General features: G+C 72.0%; 17 protein-coding genes and 1 pseudogene. 5 read left to right on the forward strand and 13 right to left on the reverse strand.

Translation table 11 applies throughout. From position 1 onward, the window contains the following. Positions 1-2 precede the first annotated feature (2 nt). The gene (locus ACFQ7Q_RS11975; protein WP_383552832.1) at positions 3-908 is read right to left on the reverse strand and encodes an arginase family protein; all 906 of its coding nucleotides are present in this window, start codon (positions 906-908) and stop codon (positions 3-5) included. A gap of 68 nt (positions 909-976) precedes the next feature. Here ACFQ7Q_RS11975 and ACFQ7Q_RS11980 point away from each other — a divergent pair, with 68 nt between their 5' ends. Then, entirely contained in the window at positions 977-1,309 is a 333-nt protein-coding gene (locus ACFQ7Q_RS11980; RefSeq protein WP_383552909.1) for a DUF6204 family protein, read from the forward strand. A 38-nt stretch (positions 1,310-1,347) separates the two neighbouring features. Here the strand turns inward: ACFQ7Q_RS11980 and ACFQ7Q_RS11985 are convergent, their stop codons facing one another. Both ACFQ7Q_RS11985 and ACFQ7Q_RS11990 read right to left on the reverse strand, forming a co-directional pair. Further along, the gene (locus ACFQ7Q_RS11985) at positions 1,348-1,737 is read right to left on the reverse strand and encodes a hypothetical protein (protein WP_383552836.1); all 390 of its coding nucleotides are present in this window, start codon (positions 1,735-1,737) and stop codon (positions 1,348-1,350) included. A gap of 121 nt (positions 1,738-1,858) precedes the next feature. Beyond that, positions 1,859-3,286, reverse strand: coding sequence for an MFS transporter (locus tag ACFQ7Q_RS11990; protein ID WP_383552839.1), 1,428 nt, complete (start codon positions 3,284-3,286; stop codon positions 1,859-1,861). 158 nt (positions 3,287-3,444) lie between these two features. On the opposite strand from ACFQ7Q_RS11990, the gene ACFQ7Q_RS11995 reads away from it, so the two are divergent. Then, positions 3,445-4,194, forward strand: coding sequence for a GntR family transcriptional regulator (locus ACFQ7Q_RS11995; protein ID WP_383552842.1), 750 nt, complete (start codon positions 3,445-3,447; stop codon positions 4,192-4,194). Between the two features lie 77 nt (positions 4,195-4,271). Continuing rightward, on the forward strand, positions 4,272-5,372 hold the full coding sequence (locus tag ACFQ7Q_RS12000; RefSeq protein ID WP_383552845.1) for an adenosine deaminase: 1,101 nt from the start codon (positions 4,272-4,274) through the stop codon (positions 5,370-5,372). A gap of 65 nt (positions 5,373-5,437) precedes the next feature. Here ACFQ7Q_RS12000 and ACFQ7Q_RS12005 read toward each other — a convergent pair whose 3' ends face one another. The 8 genes from ACFQ7Q_RS12005 to ACFQ7Q_RS12040 all read right to left on the reverse strand — a co-directional run bounded on the left by ACFQ7Q_RS12005 (position 5,438) and on the right by ACFQ7Q_RS12040 (position 14,271). Beyond that, complete coding sequence (locus ACFQ7Q_RS12005; RefSeq protein WP_383552848.1) at positions 5,438-6,184, reverse strand: GNAT family N-acetyltransferase; 747 nt, start codon at positions 6,182-6,184, stop codon at positions 5,438-5,440. Between the two features lie 150 nt (positions 6,185-6,334). Further along, positions 6,335-8,104 carry a CocE/NonD family hydrolase gene (locus ACFQ7Q_RS12010; RefSeq protein ID WP_383552912.1) on the reverse strand — a complete coding sequence of 590 codons (1,770 nt, stop codon included), beginning with the start codon at positions 8,102-8,104 and terminating at the stop codon, positions 6,335-6,337. Between the two features lie 161 nt (positions 8,105-8,265). Next, positions 8,266-9,198, reverse strand: a complete 933-nt coding sequence (locus tag ACFQ7Q_RS12015) for an LD-carboxypeptidase (protein WP_383552850.1) — start codon at positions 9,196-9,198, stop codon at positions 8,266-8,268. Further along, on the reverse strand, positions 9,195-11,180 hold the full coding sequence (locus ACFQ7Q_RS12020; protein WP_383552914.1) for a prolyl oligopeptidase family serine peptidase: 1,986 nt from the start codon (positions 11,178-11,180) through the stop codon (positions 9,195-9,197). Before ACFQ7Q_RS12020 ends, ACFQ7Q_RS12015 begins: the two co-directional genes overlap by 4 nt. Before the next feature lie 11 nt (positions 11,181-11,191). After that, the gene (locus ACFQ7Q_RS12025) at positions 11,192-12,526 is read right to left on the reverse strand and encodes a M20/M25/M40 family metallo-hydrolase (protein ID WP_383552852.1); all 1,335 of its coding nucleotides are present in this window, start codon (positions 12,524-12,526) and stop codon (positions 11,192-11,194) included. After that, positions 12,519-13,352 (reverse strand): M55 family metallopeptidase, encoded by an 834-nt coding sequence (locus tag ACFQ7Q_RS12030; protein ID WP_383552855.1) that lies wholly within the window; start codon positions 13,350-13,352, stop codon positions 12,519-12,521. Before ACFQ7Q_RS12030 ends, ACFQ7Q_RS12025 begins: the two co-directional genes overlap by 8 nt. 101 nt (positions 13,353-13,453) lie before the next feature. Continuing rightward, complete coding sequence (locus ACFQ7Q_RS12035; RefSeq protein ID WP_383552858.1) at positions 13,454-13,627, reverse strand: hypothetical protein; 174 nt, start codon at positions 13,625-13,627, stop codon at positions 13,454-13,456. 47 nt (positions 13,628-13,674) lie between these two features. Continuing rightward, positions 13,675-14,271, reverse strand: a complete 597-nt coding sequence (locus ACFQ7Q_RS12040) for a TetR/AcrR family transcriptional regulator (RefSeq protein WP_383552861.1) — start codon at positions 14,269-14,271, stop codon at positions 13,675-13,677. Between the two features lie 205 nt (positions 14,272-14,476). Here ACFQ7Q_RS12040 and ACFQ7Q_RS12045 point away from each other — a divergent pair. Then, positions 14,477-15,466: pseudogene (locus tag ACFQ7Q_RS12045) on the forward strand (hypothetical protein). 5 nt (positions 15,467-15,471) lie between these two features. Here the strand turns inward: ACFQ7Q_RS12045 and ACFQ7Q_RS12050 are convergent. Further along, positions 15,472-17,877, reverse strand: coding sequence for an MFS transporter (locus ACFQ7Q_RS12050; RefSeq protein ID WP_383552863.1), 2,406 nt, complete (start codon positions 17,875-17,877; stop codon positions 15,472-15,474). A 237-nt stretch (positions 17,878-18,114) separates the two neighbouring features. Further along, positions 18,115-18,558, reverse strand: a complete 444-nt coding sequence (locus ACFQ7Q_RS12055; protein ID WP_383552866.1) for an SRPBCC family protein — start codon at positions 18,556-18,558, stop codon at positions 18,115-18,117. Positions 18,559-18,709: 151 nt separating this feature from the next. Between ACFQ7Q_RS12055 and ACFQ7Q_RS12060 the strand changes: the two genes are divergently transcribed. Continuing rightward, a complete protein-coding gene (locus ACFQ7Q_RS12060; RefSeq protein ID WP_383552868.1) occupies positions 18,710-19,741 on the forward strand; it encodes an Rv2578c family radical SAM protein in 1,032 nt (343 codons plus the stop codon). Positions 19,742-19,780: the final 39 nt, after the last annotated feature.

The following is a 19,780-nucleotide window of genomic DNA, read 5'->3' on the forward strand; positions in this document are numbered from 1 at the left end:
CGTCAGGCTTCGGTCAGGGCGGCGACCACGAGGTCCGTGAGCAGCGCTCCGGCGGTGCCGTCCGGGTCGAGATCGGGGTCGTAGATCGTGACGTTGAGCCCGACGCAGCGCTCGGAGCGGACCAAGGTCCGGAGCAGGAGGACGAGTTCGTCCGGCAGGAGGCCGTCGGGGTCGGGGCTGTCGACGGCCGGCATCACGGAGGGATCGAGGACGTCGGCGTCGAGATGGACCCAGTAGCCGTCGAGGGCAGGGGTCCCGAAGGCGGTCACGGTGGCGGCGGCGAGGTCGGCGGGACCCCAGGCGCGCAGTTCGGAGACGGTGACGACGGGCACCTTCAGGGCGCGCAGGTCGACGAGTTCGGGATCGTCGTGGTAGGCGTCGCGGATGCCGAGGAACCGGACGTCCTCGTCGCGGAGGTAGGGCTTGAGGCCCTCCAGGTCCGTGAGGTCGTCCTGGCCCCGACCGGTGGCGAGCGCGGCCTCCTCGCCGGCGGCGGCGCCCACCCGGTCGGAGTTGCCGGTGTGGCGGAAGTCCGGGGAGGCGTCGATCGCGGCGAGCCCGTAGCGGCCGAGGCGGCGCAGGGCGAGGGAGGCGCCGAGCTGGATGGAGCAGTCGCCGCCGAGGACGAGGGGGAACTCCCCGGCCCGTACGTGTCCCTCGATGCGGTCCGCGAGCGTGCGGGTGTACGTGGCGAGGGCGGCAGCGTTGAAGACTCCGTCGCCCTCCTGCCAGTCGCCCCGGTCGTAGCGGGGCGGGACGACCACGCCGCCCTCCGACGCGCCGAGCCTCCGCACGATCCGGTTCTCGCGCAGGGCGCCGGCGAGCTTGTGACAGCCGGGCACGGTGCCGGGGGCCGGCGGGCGCAGGCCGAGGTTGGACGGGGCGTCGACCACCACGATATTCCGCATGCGCCTCATCCTCGCCGCCGTAGTCTGGATCTTCAACGAGTTTCGTGATCGACGTGAGGACCAGGGGAATGGGCACCCAGCACACCTACCGGGTGATCGTGCGCGGCACGTTCGACGGCCTGTCGGAGGCGAGCCGGGCGCGCTTGCTCGCCGAGGTCGACGAGCACGGGATGTCGGCGATGCGGTTCACGGACGAGGGGTCGCTCGCCTACGACAGGACGCTGAAGCACTTCTCGTACCGGGTGATCGTGGTCTCGGACGCGGAGGACGGCGAGGAGATGGCGGCGGCGATCGCCGAGGACCGGGTGGAGACCGCGCTCGGGGAGCTCGGGCACGACCACGGTGAACTCAGGGCGTCCGTCACGGACATGGACACCATGAAGATCAACTACAAGCGCTGACCGCCCGTCGAGGACCGCCTCCGGCGGCGGGCTGCTGGTCAGCGGCGGGCCGAGCGGACCTTCCGGGGGCAGGTCTCGCCCTTCCTCACCACACCGATCACGACCGTGGTGCGGCCGTCGAGCGCCACACCTTCGTCCGGATGCTGGGTGCACACCGTCCAGTTCGACGGCCACAGCACCCGCCGGTCGCTCCCGCCGACGTCGTGGACGTCGATGCGGGTGCGGTGGTCGAGCGCCGTGAAGACCTGCCACAACCCCTTGCCGAGGAAGCCGGGCATCGGCGGGGCCTCCTCGTCGGCCACCGCCTCCTCCCCCGCGGTGACGACCACCACCGCGAGCGCGAGCACCGCACCGGTGGCGATCCGGCCCGGCGTGAGGGGCCAGATGCGCCGGGCCCGGCCCGTGCTCGACGTCTCCTTCGGCCTCATCGCCTGACCTCTCCTCCTCGTACGCGGCCGCCCCCGTGGGACCAGGATGGAGGGATCCGGTCCACACGGGGGCGGTGGGAGGGCCGTACGGGTGAGGGTGCGGCCTCGCCCTGCGGCCTGGTCAGTGGTGGGCGAGTACCGGCTGCGGCGCTTCGGCGGGCGTTTCGGCCGGGTCGGGGCGCTTGATCAGGAAGGCCGTGAGGACGCCGACGCCGAGCAGGGCGAGCGCCGTGTACATCGCGTGCTGGTAGCCGGCCTCGGTCGGGCCGCCCGCGTCGCTGCCCGCCGTGATCATCGCGGAGGCCAGGGCGATGCCGAGCGAGGCCCCGATGCCGAAGCAGGCGCCGTTGAGGCCGGAGAGCGAGCCCGGCTTGTCCTTCGGGGCGGTGGTGACGGCGAGCCCGTTGAGGCCGGTCAGCATGAATCCGCCGTACGTGACACCGAGCGCCGCGAGCGAGGCGACCAGGATCCACTCGTTGTGCAGGAAGAAGGTCGCGAAGAGGAAGATCGCGAAGTTGGCGACCGCGCCCGTGACGACGATGGTGCGCCAGCCGATCTTCGGGCCGAGCCGGCCGGTCAGCGGGGCGGAGATCACGCCGATCAGCTGGATCGGGGTGAGGAAGAGGACGGCGGCGGTGACGGCGGAGAGGCCGAGGCCGACCCTGGCGTCCTGCGAGAAGAGCGGGATCGTGAGCGCGATGGCGCCGAAGGCGCCACCGAGGGTGCAGACCGTGGTGAGCAGCAGCGGCCAGGCGCGGCGCGAGGCGAGCACCTCGATGTCGATGACCGGGTTGGCCGCGCTCTTCTGCGAGACGACGAAGAAGACGAGCGAGGCGAGGCCGCCGAGCAGGAAGCCGAGGGTGAGGACGGAGGTCCAGCCCCAGGCGGCCCCCTGGGCGAGGCCGACCAGGATGCCGGTGAGGCCGAGCGCGAGGGCGGCAATGCCGCGGGAGTCGAAGCGGCCGTCGGTCGCGGTGGCCGGGACGTCGGGGACGTACCTGCGTACGCCGATCAGGCCCGCGACGGCGATCAGGGTGGAGCAGACGAAGATGCCGCGGAAGCCGATGGTGTCGGCGATCTGGCCGCCTGCGATGGCGTCGACACCCGCGAGGCCGCCGTTGACGGCGGTGATGATGCCCGCGGCCTTGCCGAAGCCGGCCGGGGTCAGCAGCTGGTTGAGGGTGAGGAAGGCGAGGGTGAACATCGCCGCCGAGATGCCCTGGAGGATGCGGCCGGCGATGAAGATCTCGATGTTCGGCGCGAAGACGCAGAGCAGGTTGCCGGCGATCAGGACGAAGGCGCAGACGATCATCATCGGCTTGCGGCCGCGCTGGTCGCTGAGACGGGCGAGGGTGACCTGGCCGATGGCCGCCATCAGGAAGAAGAGGGTCTGCGAGAGACCGGCGGCGGCCGTGGTGGTGCCGAGGCGCTCGATGACATCCGGCAGCGCGGGGCTGAGCATCGTGGCGTTGATCTGGTAGCCGAGGACGGCGAGCACCATCGCCAACAGCATGGGCCCGCGGCCCTTGAGGTCGGATGTTGCTGACATGTGGGCCCCTTTGCCGTGGATGTCATTTCGACGAACTCTACTTGTCTGACAAGCAGCGCCCAGACAGAGTGAGTTCTACGCGCGTCACACGTCAAGTCCCTTTGACCTGTGATTCCGGATACCGTTCACTTGCCGACAACCAGGCAGGAGGAGGGGCAGTGGCAGTCAGCGGACAGCAGCGGCGACCGGTCGTGGTGCTCTACGAGCGGATCGCGGACGCCATCCACGACGGCACCTATCCCCCCGGCTCGACCCTCCCCTCCGAGCCCAAGCTCGCCGGCGAGCTGGGCGTGAGCCGCCCCGCCCTGCGCGAGGCGCTGCTGCTCCTTCAGGAGGACGGCCTGCTGTCCGTACGGCGCGGGGTCGGCCGGACCGTCAACGACCACCCGCCCCGGCGCGGCTTCGAGCACATCCAGCCCCTGGAGGAGCTGATCGGCTCGGGCGCTCCCCTGCGCGTACGGGCGCTGCTGCGGGCGGTCGAGGAGCCCACGGACTTCACCACCCAGCACCTGCTCGCCCCGGCCCGGGCGGAGCTGCGCTTCTGGGAGTCCCTGCTGGCCGGAGAGGGTGCGGCGGCGGCCCTCAGCCAGGAGTGGGCGGCCGCCGACGACGTACTGGAGCGGGCGCACCCGGCCTTCGCGGAGGCGCTGGAGGCCGAGTCGGCGCCCGAGCGGACCTCGATGCTGGCCGTGCTCGCGGCCGCCTCGCGCGGAGTGCCGCTGGGGGCCCACAGCAGTGTCACCGCGACGCTGCTCGGCCAGCGCCGGGGCGAGCAGCTCGGCCGCCCGGCCGACACCCCGGCGGTGCTGGTCACCCAGGTCGTACGGGTCGGGGACACCCCGGTCCTCGCGGCCAAGCACATGCTCCCGACGGGCGCGCCGGCGCTCCCGGTCCTCCAGTCGAACTGAGCTCGCACCCCTCCGGAACCAGGCGGGCGACCGCCGTCACAGCGACCCCGCGTCGTCGTGGCGTACACTTCCGCGCCATGCACTTGTCTGACAACCCTGCCGCCCCGCTCAGCTCCCCGGTCTCCACGCCCGTCGCCGAGTGGATCCGCCGCGCGCCGAAGGCCGTCCTCCACGACCACCTGGACGGCGGCCTGCGCCCCGCCACCATCGTCGAACTGGCCCGGGAGTGCGGCTACACCGCGCTGCCGACCGAGGACCCGGCCGCGCTCGCGGTGTGGTTCCGCGACGCCGCCGACTCCGGCTCGCTGGAGCGGTACCTGGAGACCTTCGCCCACACCTGCGCGGTGATGCAGACCCGCGAGGCGCTGCACCGCATCGCGGCCGAGTGCGCCGAGGACCTGGCCGCGGACGGGGTCGTCTACGCCGAGATCCGCTACGCCCCCGAGCAGCACCTGGAGGCCGGGCTGAGCCTCGACGAGGTCGTCGAGGCCGTGAACGAGGGCTTCCGAGAGGGCGAGCGCCGCGCCGGCGGCCGGATCACGGTCCGCGCCCTCCTCACCGGGATGCGCCACACCGACCGTTCCCTGGAGATCGCGCAGCTCACGGTCGCCCACCGCGAGGAGGGTGTGGCCGGTTTCGACATCGCCGGCGGCGAGATCGGCAACCCACCGGCCCGCCACCTCCCCGCGTTCCAGCACCTCAAGCGGCACAACTGCCACTTCACGATCCACGCGGGCGAGGCCGTCGGCGCGGAGTCGATCCACGAGGCCGTGCAGGTCTGCGGCGCCGAGCGGATCGGCCACGGCGTGCGGATCACGGACGACATCGCCGAGGACGGCACGCTCGGCCACCTGGCCTCGTACGTCCGCGACAACCGGATCGCCCTGGAGGTCTGCCCGACCTCCAACCTCCAGACCGGTGCCGCCAAGGACTACGCCTCGCACCCCATCGACGAGCTGCGCCGCCTCGGCTTCCGCATCACGCTGAACACGGACAACCGGCTGGTCTCCGGCACCACCATGAGCGAGGAGTTCCAGCACATGGTGGACGCCTTCGGCTACGGCCCGGAGGTCTTCGAGGAGTTCACGGTCGCCGCGCTGGACGCCGCGTTCCTCCCGCTGCCGGAGCGGCAGCGGCTGATCGACGAGGTCGTGCGCCCGGGGTACGCGGCGCTCTGACGTCCCGGGTGTACGCGGCGGCCCCGCACGGTCATGTCGACCGTGCGGGGCCGTCCGCTCTGGGCCTACGCCGGTACGAGCGGGCCGCGCGGCGCCGCCGCGTCGATCCGGGCCGCACCGTCGAGCAGGGGCGGTCCGGCCGTCCGCGCCGCGCCGTCGAGCCGCGGCCCCCGCTCGACCCTGGCCTCGATGACGGCACGGACGGCCGGCCACTCCTCGTCGAGGATCGAGTAGAAGGCGGTGCTGCGCACGGCCCCGTCGAGCCCTCGTGAATGCGCCCGCCGCACGCCTTCGCAGGTCGCTCCGAGGCGTTCGATGGCGGCCCGCGAACGCAGGTTCCGGGCGTCGGCCCGCATCGAGACGCGCCGTACACCCCATACCTCGAAGGCGTGCCGGAGCATCAGCAGCTTGGCCTCGGTGTTGATCCCGGTCCCCTGGGCCCGGGGGGCGAGCCAGGTGTTGCCGATCTCCGCGGCGTCCGGCACCGCGCTGGCCGGATCGCCGTACGGCATCCCGGGCACCGAGGGCCAGACCAGTGGCCCCTGCCAGTAGTCGAGTTCCAGGAACCTCGTCGCGCCCACCACCTGCCCGTCGGCGGTATTGACGACGGCGAAGGGAAGCGTTCGGCCCGCGGCCTGGTCGGCCAGGGCACGTTCGAGGTAGATCTCCGCCGCGTCCAGATTGTGGGGGACGGGCGTGAACGCGTACGTCGTACGGTCCTCGGAGCCGGCCGCGGCGATCGCGGCGGCGTGCTGTGGTGCGAGGGGTTCCAGCCGTACGGTGCGGCCGGACAGCACAACGGGAAGTGGCACGGGGCCTTCGGTCCTTCTGCGAGTGGGAGCTGCCCCGCGCCGACGTCACGGCGCGAAGGCGGTGGCACAGTCTCCGTCCCGCTGCCCGCAGAGTGGGAAAAGAACAGGTAAAGAACACCCGAAGGTCGCGTGAATCCACCCTTCTGGCTGCTACCCCACCTGGCCCTTGACAACGGGCAGCTCCAGAGTGCCGGTGTCCTCGGGCGCGGCGGTGACGGTCACCGGCTTGATGCCCCGGTTCCCGGAGTACGCGTCGTCACTGGCGGCGATCACGAACTCCAGACGATGGCCCGTCTCGTAGCGGTGCACGATGCCCGGCAGCTCCACCGTGAAGGGCCGGGTCGCGTCCGGTACCCGTACCGGTGCCACGAGCCGGTTGACCAGCGTCTTCGTTCCGTCCGGGGCGATGTCGTAGACCTTGGCGAAGAGCACCAGCTTGTCGGCGGCGTCACCGGAGTCCTGGACGCGCTCGGCCTTCGGGGAGACGACCCGGAGCGTGGCCCTCGGGGAGCCGACGACGTCGACGGGGGCGGCCAGCGGGGCACTGGTCCAGCCGAGGTAGGTGCCCTTGATGTCGTACGGCCGGGGGTCGGGCAGGCCGATGAGTCCGGTGAGCGAGGACTCCGAATGGCTCGTGGGGACCAGCCAGTTGCTGTACTCGCGCGAACCGCGGGCGACCTTGGCCCGGTTGTCGACGAGCTTGCCGTCACCGGACAGGTAGAGCTTCCGGCTGAGTGCGGGAACCCGGGCCGCGGTGCCGTAGCCGCTCTGCCAGGAGCGGTAGTACGCGAACTCGGCGCCGGTGTCGACGCTCCGGTCGCCCCGCAGATGGCGATCGAACCAGGCGAGGACGCGCTGCCCGACGTAACTGGTCTCCAGGTTGCCCTGGCCGAGGTCGAGTTCACCGGGGGCCTGTCCCCCGCTGTGCCCCCACGACTGCCAGATCATCTTGGTCTCGACGCCCCGCGCCTGGAGCCGCTCGTACGTGTCCTGGGCCTCGTTGAGGTTGAAGAGGCTGTCCGACTGGCCCTGGACGATCAGCGTCGGCGCCTTGACGCGGTCGAGGTACGAGACCGGCGAGACGCTCCGGGCGAAGTCGAGCATCTTCTCGGTGTCCGCGTCGCGGTAGCGGCCGGAGTTGAGCAGTCGGACGGTGTCGCAGGCGTCGGTGACGAAGTGCAGACAGCCGAGCGAGTTGATGCGGGAGGGGTCGAGGGAGGGGACGAGCAGCGGCTGCCCCTCGCCCATGAGGTAGAAGCCGTTGGCCCACTGCCACTTGAAGACGCCGGGGGTCGCGCGGTCGGCGCCGTTCGGGGCGAGCGAGTAGGCGAGGTCGTTCCAGGTGATGAGGGGGACGAGGGCGTCGAGCCGGGGGTCGACGGAGGCGGTGGCGAGCTGGATGGCACCGCCGTAGGAGCCGCCGACCATGCCGACGCGCGGGTCGCCGGCGCCGTCCTTGGTCACGAAGTCGGCGCGGGTGCCGTCGTCGGCGGCGCGCGTGCCGCCGAGGAAGTCGACGAGCCGGGTCGCTGCCCGTCCGTCGATGCGGGGGTCGTCGAGGGAGATCAGGCAGCCGGACTTGCCGAAGCCGAGTCCGGAGTAGACGAGTCCGACGTAGCCCCGGGCGGCGAAGGCCTTCCCGATGGCGTCGGTGGAGCCGTCCGCCTTGCTGCCGCCGAACCCGTTGGTGGCGAGCACGGCGGGCGCCGGGTGCGCGGCGTCCACCCCGGCGGGGCGGTAGAGATCGGCGTCGATCACACAACTGCGGCCGCCCGCCTCGACGGTGAAGCTCAGCGGGGTGACGGTGTACGTGCCCGGTTCGGCCGCGCTCGCCGGGCCGGCGAGCGCGAGGGGTGCGGCCAGTGCCGAACTCGTGGCCAGGGCAAGGAGCTTGCGGGACAGCGGTAGCGCACGGGACACGGACACGGGACCTCCACGCTGAGGATACCGACTGGTAAGTATCGATCTGGGCCCATGGTGTGACACGTGTCAGATCTCCGTCAACGCGCCTGACAAGGGTTGTTGACGGAGATTCAGTGAAGGCCGTAGGGGCTCATAGGTGTCGGCGCGGCGGCACCGGCTCAACGCAGCGCGGGCACGTCCAGCGTCAGCGTCCCTGCCTCCGCGTCCAGGACGCCCGGTACGCCGAGGGGGAACGTCAGTGCCGTCTCGCTGTGCCCGAAGCCCATCTCCTCCACCACCGGGACTCCGAGACCTCCGAGCCGGTCGGCGAGCACCGCCCGGACCTCCTCGTAGGGGCCGCACTCCTCCCACGAGCCGAGACCGATCCCCGTGACCCCGTCCAGCCAACCGGAGCGCAGCAGTTGGGTGAGGATGCGGTCCAGGCGGTACGGCTCCTCCCCCACGTCCTCCAGGAGCAGCAGACCGCCGTCGGCCGAGGGGCGGGCATGCGGGGTGGCGAGGTCGGCGGCAAGGAGGCTCACACAACCGCCGAGGGTGACGCCGTGGGCCCGGCCCGGGACCATGGCGCGAGCGGTGTCCAGGCCGAGAGTCCGCACGGACTCGGGCTCGAAGAGGGTCGCCCGCAGGGACTCCTGGGTGCGGGGGTCCTTGAGGAAGGCGGCCGCCGCGACCATCGGCCCGTGGAGCGTGGCGATGCCCGCGCGTACGGCGAACGCCTCGTGCAGGGCGGTGACATCGCTGTAGCCGACGAAGACCTTGGGCCCCGCGGCCCGTATCGCCGACCAGTCGACCAGATCCACCATCCGCTGGACACCGTAGCCTCCCCGCGCGCAGATCACCGCGGAGACGTCGAGATCGCACCATGCCTCCTGGAGGTCCCGGGCGCGGGCCTCGTCCGCACCGGCGAGGTACCCCAACCGATCGTGCGTGTCCAGGACATGGGGCGCCACCACGGGCTCGAGGTCCCAGCCGCGCAGCAGGTCGAGCCCGGCCGCGAGCCGCTCCTCGGGGATCGGCCCGCTGGGCGCGACGACGGCGACCCGGGCGCCCGGGCGGAGGCGCTGGGGACGGGTCGGCGGCGTGACGGTCACTTCTTCAGCTCCAGGAGGGGCACGTCGGGTCGGGCGATGCCGAAGGTCTGGGCGTACAGGGAGAGTTCGGCCTCCAGGGCGCGGATCATGGTCTCGGCGCGCCGGAAGCCGTGGCTCTCGCCCTCGAAGGCGATGTACGCATGCGGGACCCCGCGTCCCGCCATCCTCCCCAGGAACCGCTCGGCCTGCGCGGGCGGGCAGATGACGTCGTCGAGCCCCTGCAGCAGGAGGAAGGGCGCGGAGATCCGCTCGACATGATCGAGCGGCGAGCGTTCCCGGTAGCGGGCGGGCACCTCGGCGAGCGGGCCGACGAGCGACTCCAGGTACCGGGATTCGAAGTCGTGGGTCTCGTCGGTGGCCCAGCCCAGCAGATCGAGAATGGGGTAGATGATCGTGCCGCAGGCGTACACCTCGGAGGTCACGAGGGAGGCCGCCGTGGTCCAGCCGCCCGCGCTGCCGCCCCTGATCGCCAGCCGCGCCGGATCGGCGGTGCCCTCGGCGGCCAGCGCCTCGGCGACGGCCGCGCAGTCCTCCACGTCGACGACGCCCCACTGCTCGCGCAGCCGCTCGCGGTACTCCCGGCCGTAGCCGGTGGACCCGCCGTAGTTGACCTCGGCGACGCCGATGCCACGGGAGGTGAAGTAGGCGATCTCCAGGTCGAGGACGAGCGGAGCGTGCCCGGTCGGCCCGCCGTGCGCCCAGACGACGTAGGGCGGCAGCTCCTGGCCGGGGGCGATCCGGTCGGGGTTGTGCGGCGGGTAGACGTGGGCGTGGATCTCGCGGTCGTCGGGGCCGGTGAAGGTGCGGATCTGCGGTTCGGGGTAGTACGCGGGGTCGACCGGGTCGTCGTGGGCCGAGCCGATGACCCGCGCCCTGCCGGTGCCGGTGTCCAGCTCCACGACCTCGTAGGCGCTGCGGGGACTCGCGGCGACGCCGACGACACGGGGGCCGTGCACGGCCAGGGTGGAGGCCCACTCGGTCCAGGGTCCCGCGGCGTCGACGAGTTCGCCGCTCTCGGGGTCGAGTATCCCGAGAGCGGTGGCGCCCCTGCCGTGGATGACGGCGACGAGGCCGTTCTCCAGCGGGTGGAACCATCTGAGGCCGATCTTCCACAGCGGTCCGCCGAACTCCTCGGGGCGGGTGCAGAGGGCGACCGGTTCGCCGCCGGGGTCCGCGCGGTAGAGGTTCCACCAGCCGCTGCGGTCGCTGACGTACAGAAGCCGCCCGTCGGCGGTCCAGTCGACCTGCGGCACCGACTCCTCCGGCCCGCCGGCGACGGTCCGCGCGCCGTGGAGGGTGCCGTCGGCCTCGACCTCGGCGAGGAGCACCTCGGTGCCGTCCCACGGCATCCGTGGGTGGTCCCAGGCGATCCAGGCGGCCTGCCGGCCGTCCGGGGAGAGCCGGGGCCCGGTGACGAACCGGTGGCGTCCGTCGGAGAGTTCGCGCACCGCGCCGCGGTCCTCGGCGGCGGAGCCGTCGAGAGGTACGGCGGCCAGGACGCGGCGGACGTCGGTGGGGGCCGGTCCGGTGAACTCCTCCAGGACGCACCAGACTTCACCGCGGTCGGGGTGGATCACCGGGTCGGCCCAGCGCAGTCCGCCGCCGACGGTGGAGACGGGAGTGAGGGGCCGGGGCTCGGCTCCGGGACCGGCGTCGGGTGTGTACGCGTAGAGACGCTGGTCGGGGAAGTGACCGAAGACGACGAGCGGTCCGCCGTCCGTGCGGGCCAGGCCCGCCCAGGGCTGACCGCCGTACTCGACGACCCGGCTGCGGACGTTCCACGGGGCGGGGAGCACCGACTCCTCGGTGCCGTCGGCCCGTCGGCGGACGAGCGCGCGCCGGCCGCCCTCGGTCGGGCGTGGCGCGGTCCACCACACCTCGTCGCCGACGGCGCCCACGTACTCGGGGCGTCCGTCGTGCCGGGCGGCGAGTGTCGCGTCGATCGGGGAGGGCCAGGTGCCGTAGGCGCCCGTCGGTACCATCACGGCTCCCCCTACGCGGACTTCAGATAGTGGTCGAGGACGCGGACGCCGAAGTGCAGGGCGTCGACGGGGACGCGCTCGTCGACTCCGTGGAACAGCGCTCCGTAGTCCAGGCCCGGGGGCAGCTTCAGCGGCGAGAAGCCGTATCCGGTGATGCCGAGCCGGGAGAACTGCTTGGCGTCGGTACCGCCGGACATGGCGAACGGGACGACGTGGCCGTCGGGGTCGAAGTGCTCGACGGCGGCGCGCAGTCGGGCGAAGGTGGGCGAGTCGACGGGGGCTTCCAGGGGGACCTCGCGGTGGTGGAACTCCCACTCGACGTCCGGCCCGGTGAGGCGGTCCATCGTCTCGGTGAACTCCTCCTCGCCGCCCGGGAGCATCCGGCCGTCGACATAGGCGACGGCGTGCCCGGGGATGACGTTGACCTTGTAACCGGCTTCCAGCATCGTCGGGTTGGCGCTGTTGCGCACGGTCGGTTCCACGAGCGCCGCGGCCGGGCCGAGCTTCTCGAGGAGCAGGTCGACGTCGAAGCCGGTCGCGCCGATGTCGGTCTCGATGCCGTACAGGGCGGCGAGTTCGGTGAGCGCGGCCCGTACGGTGGAGGTCAGGCGGACGGGCCAGGGGTGGGCGCCGATGCGGGCGACGGCGGCGGCGAGGCGGGTGACGGCGTTGGCCGTGTTGACCTTCGAGCCGTGTCCGGCCCGGCCGTGCGCGGTGAGCTTGACCCAGGCGGTGCCGCGTTCGCCGGCGGCGATCGGATAGAGGGTCATGCCGGGCGTCGGATGGAAGCTGAACGCCCCGGATTCGCTGATGCCTTCGGTGCAGCCCTCGAAGAGGCCGGGGTGCTCGTCGGCGAGGAAGCCCGAACCGTCCTCGGCGCTGGCCTCCTCGTCGGCGGTGTAGGCGATGACGATGTCGCGGCGCGGCCGGATGCCCTGGCGGGCCCAGGAGCGGACGACCGCCAGGACCATCGCGTCCATGTTCTTCATGTCGACGGCGCCGCGGCCCCAGACGACGCCGTCGCGGACCTCTCCGGAGAAGGGGTGCACGGCCCAGTCGGCGGGCTCAGCCGGGACGACGTCGAGGTGGCCGTGGACGAGCAGGGCGTCGGCGGAGGGGTCGGTTCCCGCGATGCGCGCCACGACGTTGGTGCGGCCTGGGGTCCGTTCCAGCAGGGCGGGTTCCAGGCCGGCGGCGGCGAGGCGTTCGGCGACGTACTCGGCGGCGGGCCGCTCGCGGCAGTCACCGCCGCCTCGGTTGGTGGTGTCGACGCGGATGAGCTCGGAGGTGAAGGTCACGACCTCGTCGAGCGCCGTGGCGTCCGGCCCCTGATCCGGCTCAGCCATACTGCTCCTCCACCGCGGCGGAGACGATCGTGGTGACCGCCTTGAAGGTGCGAATGGACTCGTACATCGTCCCGCTGGTGTACGCGACCCGGCGCTCGCCGCTCTGCGCCACGCCGGGCACGACCGTGGCGGACCCGGCCAGATGCTCGGCGTCGAACTCGATCTCCGTCGTGAACGGCCCGCCCCGCACCGGCTCGTGCCGTACGGCGAGGGCGGCCGCGGCCTTGGCCGCGACCCGGATGTCGCCGGCCGTACGCTTCGGGGTCCGGCACACCGCCGCGTACCGCGAGATGTGGTCCTTGACGGCCACCTTGCGCGCCTCGGGTGCGTATCCGAGGGCGTCGTCGCAGGTCAGGTCGTCGCCGGTGACGAGGACGACGGGCACTCCGTACTCCGCGACGACATGGGCGTTCAGCAGTCCCTCGCTGGCCCGCTCGCCGTCGAGCCACACACCGGTGATGGAGTTGGCGAGGTAGGTGTGCGCGAGGACGCCTTCGGCTCCGGCGCCGGTGTGGTAGCCGACGAACGCGATGCCGTCGACGTCCCCGCGCTGCACCCCCTCGACCATGGACAGGGCCTTGTGCCGGCCGGTGATCATCTCGGCCCGCTCGTCGAGCTGTTCGAGCAGCAGGTTCCGCATGCTCGAGTGGGCCTCGTTGACCAGCACCTCGTCGGCGCCGCCGTCGAAGAACCCGAGGACCGCCGCGTTGACGTCCGAGGTGAACATGGACCGGCACCGTTCCCACTGGGGTGTGCCGGGAATGACGTCGCCGGGCCAGGTGACGCCGGTGGCGCCTTCCATGTCGGCGCTGATCAGGATCTTCACGAAACCCCTGTCCCCTCACGTGCGGTGACGACGACGCTCATGCTGCGTCACGTTACGCCCCGGGGAAGGGCCGGGCCAGGACCTCGGGAAGGTTTAGTGGTCTAGACCTCTACGAGCGTGCGGCGGCGCCCCGACTCGGGCAGGAGCGACAGCAGGCCGAGGACGACCAGCGCTGCGCCGAGCCAGAGCGGCGAGCGGAGCCCGTACGTGTCGACGAGCATCCCTCCGACGGAGGAGCCGATGATGATGCCGAGGGTGATGAACGAGGAGTGCACGGCACGGCGGGGCGCTCGACCCCGCAGAGGGCTTGACGCGCGCGAGGTCAGACGGTCAGGGCGTCCAGCGCGATGGCGGCGATGGACTCGATGACGGCGCGGTCGGCGCCGTTCTGCGCGGAGACGCGCATCCCGGCGACGGAGGCGTTGAAGAACCGCGCGAGCTCGTCGGCCCGACGGGCCCGCGAGAACACTCCGGCGCTCTGGCCGGCGGCGATGGTCGCCGCGAGCGCGGTGAGCCGGCGCTCCTGGTCCCGCCCGAGGAGCGCGGCCGCCTGGGGGTCGCGCCCGGAGACTTCGACCGTGCTGTTGACACCGAGGCAGCCGATGCCGACGCCCGCCCGCCTGTGGGCCTCCTCCATCTCGACGACCGACGCCATGACGCCCTTCAGACGGTCGACGGGCGGGACGGTCTCGTCCTCCAGGAGCGCGAGCTGACCGCTCGTGGTCATCTCGATGTAGCGCGCGAGCGCCCGGAGGAACAACGCGTGCTTGCTCACGAAGGTGTTGTAGATGCTGCTGCGGCCCAGGCCGGTCGCCTCGCACAGATCCTGGGTGGAGGTGGCTTCGTAGCCCTTCTCCCAGAACAGGTGCATCGCGGCGTCCAGGGCGCGCGCCTCGTCGAACGTCCTCGGGCGTGCCATGGGGGGAACCGTAGCAGGTATTGGACCGATCGGTTCAATATCGAATTCGGGCGATACCGCGCCAACAGGCGCGTATAGGCTTGCGGGCGCAGTTCCCGCTCCCCGACCGTCAGGAGACCTCTCGGTGACCACCGTGATCGCCCCTTCCGAAGCCGAAGCCGTACCGGTTCCCGATGCCGGCGCGACCGACTTCGTCGTCCAGGACGTGCCCGACGCGGTCGTCCGGGACGCGCGGGAGTTCGGGGTGTACGCCCGCACCGGCGGCTGGGCCTTCGCGCTGAAGGTGGCCCGGAGCGTGCGACCGGGCGGACAGGCCGCGGAGGACTCGCCCAAGGTGTCGGCGAAGGCCTTCGCCGAGCTGGCCGAATGCTCCCCCGAGCGGGTCATGCGCTACTACAGGGCCTGGGACATGGCAGCCGACGACGGGCTCGTCCCGCAGTTCGAAGCGCTGGTGCCCGGCGAGGACATCGAGCTGCCCGAGGCCGACGTCTGACTGTCGTACTACTCCTCCCGTTCCAGCGCCGCCTCGGTGAGCGGGCATGCGATCACCGCCGCGGCGGAGGCCGAGGGCATCCGGCCGACGAAGGCGCTGGAGGTCGCGGAGAACCCGACCGCCCTGCGTGCCGCGATCCTCGCCGACCCGGGCACGGCCGAGGCGGCGCGCGGCGCGCTGCTCGACCGGATGAAGGAGGACCCGGCGCTGCAGACCGGGATGGCCCGGGCCATCGCCCGCACCGACGAGCTGAAGAAGGCCGTCGCGGGCGAGGCCAAGGCGGCCGACCGGATCGGCTACGTCCGGCAGATCGTCGAGAAGGGCCGGATCCGCACCCCCGCCGGGCAGACCGTGGAGGCGCCCGCGGCGGTGCGCGCCGAGGCGGAGCGGCACCTCTCCCTCATCGACGAGCTCGACGACTCCGAGGAGACGGGCGAGTGGGCCGGCGAGGCCTACGAGGCGGTGAAGGGCATGGTCGCCGAGGCCGTCGAGGCGGACCCGGCGCTGCGCGTCCAGGAGCGACGCACGAAGTTCTACAACAGCCTGCAGAAGGCCACGAAGGTCTTCGAGGAGCTGACTCTCGACGAGGTCCTGGAGGAGGACGTCCTCGAGGACGACATGCTCCAGCGCCTCGAAGCCCTTCAGGAGGCGATCGGCAGCTGCATCAGCGCGCTGCGCAAGGCGACCGACGCCTCCGACTGACCCGTTCAGTCCTCGTGGCCGAGCTGGAGGTCGCGTTCGGTGCGCCCGCCGCCCGCGACCTGGAGGACGGTGGCGACCGGCGGATAGCCCGCCGCGATCACCGTGTACTCCCCCGAGGACAGGTCCACGAAGCGGAAGGTGCCGTCGGGCCCCGTGGTCAGCGTGTCGACCACGTTGCCGGCCGCGTCGAGGAGCGTCACGCGCGCGTCCTCGACCGGCCTCCCGCCGCCCGCGCGCACCGTGCCGCGCAGCACCGCGCCGCCCGCCAGCTCGATGTCCTGGCGGGTCTCGCGGGAGGCCTGCACGCTCACCGGCAGCGCGGCGGGCCGGAAGGCGGGGGCACCGGCGGCCAGCGTGTACTCGCCGGCCACCAGCTCCGTGATGACGTAGCCGCCCTCGCGCCCGCTGCGGGTGGAGGCGACGACCTCGCCGCGTACGTCGGTGAGGGTGACCGCCGCGCCCCGTACGGGAGTTCCGTCGGCGGTCACCACGGTGCCGGCCAGCCGGCCCGCGCCGCCGAGCACCACGTCGAGCTCCACCGGCCGTTCGCCGACGGTGACGGAGACGGCCTGCGGCTGGTGTCCACCGGCCGCCGCGATCAGGACGTACGAGCCGGGACCCGGGACGCTGAGCGCGTAGCGCCCGTCCTCGCCGCTGCCGCCGCGGCCGATCTGCTGCCCCTGGACGTCGATGAGGGTGAGGGCCGCCCGTGGGACGCGGCTGCCGTCGTGGTGCTGGACGGTTCCGCAGACCGGGAGGCCGGCGGTGTACGCGGCCGGGGCGGGGGCGGCCGACGCGCGGGCCCGGGGGACGGCGGTGGGGGCCTCGGTGGTGGGGCTGTGGTGGGACACCAGCGGTTTCTCCTTGAGGAAGAAGGCGAGGGCGAGGCCGAGCACGAGGACCGGCACGAGATAGAGGAAGATCCGCGGCATCGCGTCCGCGTACGCCTGGATGTAGGCGTCGCGCAGCGCGGGCGGCAGGGCATGCACCGCCTGCGGAGTGATCGATTCGGCGGCGGGCAGCGGGCTCCCCGCCGTACGGGGCAGGGAGTCGGCGAGGGCGTCGTCGAGCCGTGAGGCGAAGAGGGCGCCGAAGACGGCGGCGCCGACGCTGCCACCGATCTGGCGGAAGTAGTTGTGGGCGCTGGTGGCGGTGCCGAGGTCGGTGGGGCGTACGGAGTTCTGCACGGCCAGGACGAGGACCGGCATGACCAGGCCGATGCCGAGGCCGAGGACGGCCTGCCAGACGCTGTGGTGCAGGCGCGGGGTGTCCGTCTCCATCCGGGAGAGCAGCCACATGCCGACGACCGAGACGGCGCCGCCGAGGACCGGGTAGATCCTGTAGCGGCCGGTGCGGGTGATGAGCTGACCCGAGACGACCGAGGCGAGCACGATCCCGCCCATCAGCGGCAGCATGAGGAGGCCGGACTCGGTGGCGGTGGCGCCCTCGACCATCTGGAGGAAGGTCGGCAGATAGCTGGCCGCGCCGAAGAGGGCGATGCCGACCACCGCGCCGACGAGGCTCGTGACCGTGAAGACCGAGTCCCGGAACAGCCGCAGGGGGATGAGGGGTTCGGGCGCGAAGTGCTCGACGACGAGGAAGAGCAGGGTGGTTGCGACGGCTCCGCAGCCGAGGCCGGTGATCACCTCGGAGTCCCAGGCGTACTCGGTCCCGCCCCAACTGGTGAGCAGCACCAGGCAGGTGGAGGCGGCGGCGAGCAGGATCGAACCGAGGACGTCGAGCCGGGCCCGGGTCCTCGGCCTGGGGAGCTTGAGCACCACGGCGACGACGGCGAGGGTGACGAGCCCGAAGGGGACGTTGAAGTAGAAGCACCAGCGCCAGGAGACATGGTCGGTGAAGAAGCCGCCGAGGAGCGGGCCCGCGACGGAGGCGAGGCCGAAGGCGGCTCCGATGAGACCCATGTAGCGTCCGCGTTCCCGGGCGGGGACGATGTCCGCGATGATCGCCTGGACGCCGATCATCAGGCCGCCCGCGCCGACGCCCTGGACGGCCCGGAAGGCGATGAGCTCGTCCATCGACCGTGACCAGCCGGCCAGGGCGGAGCCGATGACGAAGACCACGATGGCGAAGAGGAAGACGCCCTTGCGGCCGAAGAGGTCACCGAGTTTGCCGTAGATCGGCAGGCCGATGGTGGCGGTGAGGAGATAGGCGGTGATCGCCCAGGACATCCGGTCCAGGCCCTGGAGTTCACCGACGATCTTCGGCAGGGCGGTGGCGACGATCATCTGTTCCAGCGCGGCGAGGAGCAGCGCGAGCATGAGGCCGAAGAAGACGAGCCGGACGCGACGGGGGTCGAGAGCGGCTTCCCCGTCGGTGGGCGGAGGCCGGTCGGCGGGCGGACCGTCCTCGACGAGCGGTACGCCGTCCTTCGCCAGCGTGATCGCACCCACGTGCTGCTCCCCTCGTCACGACGTCAGCGCCGCGCCATTCTTCGCATTGGGCACGAAGCGGGAGCAAGTCGGACGGCACGAGGGGCCGATGGGGTCAGAGCTGCCGAACAGCCCTGCACGGGGTGGCACTTGGGGCGCTCATCAGCGCGTTTACGAAAGCCCCCGCGCCCCCTCGGCGCACGGGGCGCTCTCACGGGGGCGGCGGGGAAACCACTCGAATCGGTGACCGACGAGGCGTTACTTCTCCACTTCGGCGGCCAGCTTGGCCAGAACGGCGTCGTAGATGCGGCCGAGCCCCTTGGGCGCGAAGGTCTTCTCGAAGAATCCGCCGATGCCGCCGGCGCCGTTCCACACGGTGGAGACGACGGCCTTGGACTTCCCCTCACCCGCGGGGGTGACGGTCCAGGTGGTGACCATGGAGGAGTTGCGGTCCTTCTCGACGAGCTGCCCGTCGGTGGGCTCGGTGACCTCCAGGAGGCAGTCGCGGACGCGCTTGCTGGTGGCCTGGAGCTTCCAGTGGACGAGGGTCCCCTCGCCGTCGCCGCCCTCGCGCACCTCGTACTCGCTGAAGTGCTCCGGCAGCAGCTTCGCGCGCGTGCCGCTGTAGTCGGCCAGAGCGTCGAACACCGTCTCCGGGTCCGCCTGGACGATCCGCTCCGTCGTGGCCTCGACCTGCGCCATTGCACTTCCTCCAACACGTGGTTCTTCAGGGGTGTGGCGCCCAGCCAACCACCTGGGCCCGGGCCTCCCAAATCCGGGTTGCGGCGATCAAGGGAACATGTGTTCTATTCTGTGGCGCACGACTGAGGACACGGCTACCGAGGAGGCGTCCATGCGCTGGGACAATCTGGGCGACAACCCCGCCACCGCAGCGGAGACCGCCCTCTTCGGTACGGACGCGGTCACCACCCGCACGTTCGACACGCCCGAGTTCCGCGGGATCACCTTCCACGAGGTACGGGCCCGCTCGATCGTGAACCGGGTGCCGGGCGCCTCGCGGATGCCGTTCGAGTGGACGGTCAACCCGTACCGGGGCTGCACGCATGCGTGCGTGTACTGCTTCGCCCGCAAGACCCACAGCTATCTGGACCTGGACACCGGTCTCGGTTTCGACTCGCAGATCGTGGTGAAGATCAACGCGCCGGAGCTGCTGCGGCGCCAGCTCGCCTCCCGCCGCTGGCAGGGCGCCCACATCGCGATGGGCACCAATGTCGACTGCTATCAGCGGGCCGAAGGGCGCTACCGCCTGATGCCGGGGATCATCGCGGCCCTGCGCGACCACGCCAACCCGTTCTCCATCCTCACCAAGGGCACGCTGATCCTGCGGGACCTGGACCTGATCGTCCAGGCGGCGGAGGTGACCGAGGTCGGCATCTCCGTCTCCGTCGGCTTCACCGACCAGGAGCTGTGGCGCACGATCGAGCCCGGCACGCCCTCCCCGCAACGGCGGCTGGACGTCGTGCGGACGCTCGGGGAGCACGGCATCGGCTGCGGGGTGCTGATGGCCCCGGTCGTCCCCTTCCTCGGCGACCGCCCCGAGCAGCTGCGCGACACGGTACGCGCCATAGCCGAGGCCGGCGCCACCTCCGTGACACCGCTCGTGCTGCATCTGCGGCCGGGCGCCCGCGAGTGGTTCTTCACCTGGCTGCGGCAGCACCACCCCTATCTGGTCGGGCGGTACGAGCGGATGTACGCGGACGGGGCCTACGCACCGACCTGGTACCAGCGTCGGATCACCCGTCAGGTGCACGAACTCGCCGCCGAGTTCGGGATCGGGCCCTCCCGCCGGGGAGCGCCGCGCCGGATTCCCGTACCGGAGGAGCCGGCGCTCGCGGGGGCTCCCGAACAGCTCACCTTCCTCTGACGCATCCTCTGATCGGGTCAACTCTGAGCGGAACAGGTC

The sequence above is a fragment of the Streptomyces sp. NPDC056527 genome (assembly GCF_042794475.1).
GTDB lineage: Bacteria > Actinomycetota > Actinomycetes > Streptomycetales > Streptomycetaceae > Streptomyces.

Excerpts from the sequence above, each read along its gene's own strand:
- ACFQ7Q_RS11985 (WP_383552836.1), bottom strand. The coding sequence starts at position 1,737 with ATGAGGCCGAAGGAGACGTCGAGCACGGGCCGGGCCCGGCGCATCTGG.
- ACFQ7Q_RS12025 (WP_383552852.1), bottom strand. The coding sequence starts at position 12,526 with ATGGCTGAGCCGGATCAGGGGCCGGACGCCACGGCGCTCGACGAGGTC.
- ACFQ7Q_RS12055 (WP_383552866.1), bottom strand. The coding sequence starts at position 18,558 with ATGGCGCAGGTCGAGGCCACGACGGAGCGGATCGTCCAGGCGGACCCG.
- ACFQ7Q_RS11990 (WP_383552839.1), bottom strand. The coding sequence starts at position 3,286 with ATGTCAGCAACATCCGACCTCAAGGGCCGCGGGCCCATGCTGTTGGCG.
- ACFQ7Q_RS12000 (WP_383552845.1), top strand. The coding sequence starts at position 4,272 with ATGCACTTGTCTGACAACCCTGCCGCCCCGCTCAGCTCCCCGGTCTCC.
- ACFQ7Q_RS12040 (WP_383552861.1), bottom strand. The coding sequence starts at position 14,271 with ATGGCACGCCCGAGGACGTTCGACGAGGCGCGCGCCCTGGACGCCGCG.
- ACFQ7Q_RS11980 (WP_383552909.1), top strand. The coding sequence starts at position 977 with ATGGGCACCCAGCACACCTACCGGGTGATCGTGCGCGGCACGTTCGAC.
- ACFQ7Q_RS12060 (WP_383552868.1), top strand. The coding sequence starts at position 18,710 with ATGCGCTGGGACAATCTGGGCGACAACCCCGCCACCGCAGCGGAGACC.
- ACFQ7Q_RS12020 (WP_383552914.1), bottom strand. The coding sequence starts at position 11,180 with ATGGTACCGACGGGCGCCTACGGCACCTGGCCCTCCCCGATCGACGCG.
- ACFQ7Q_RS11975 (WP_383552832.1), bottom strand. The coding sequence starts at position 908 with ATGCGGAATATCGTGGTGGTCGACGCCCCGTCCAACCTCGGCCTGCGC.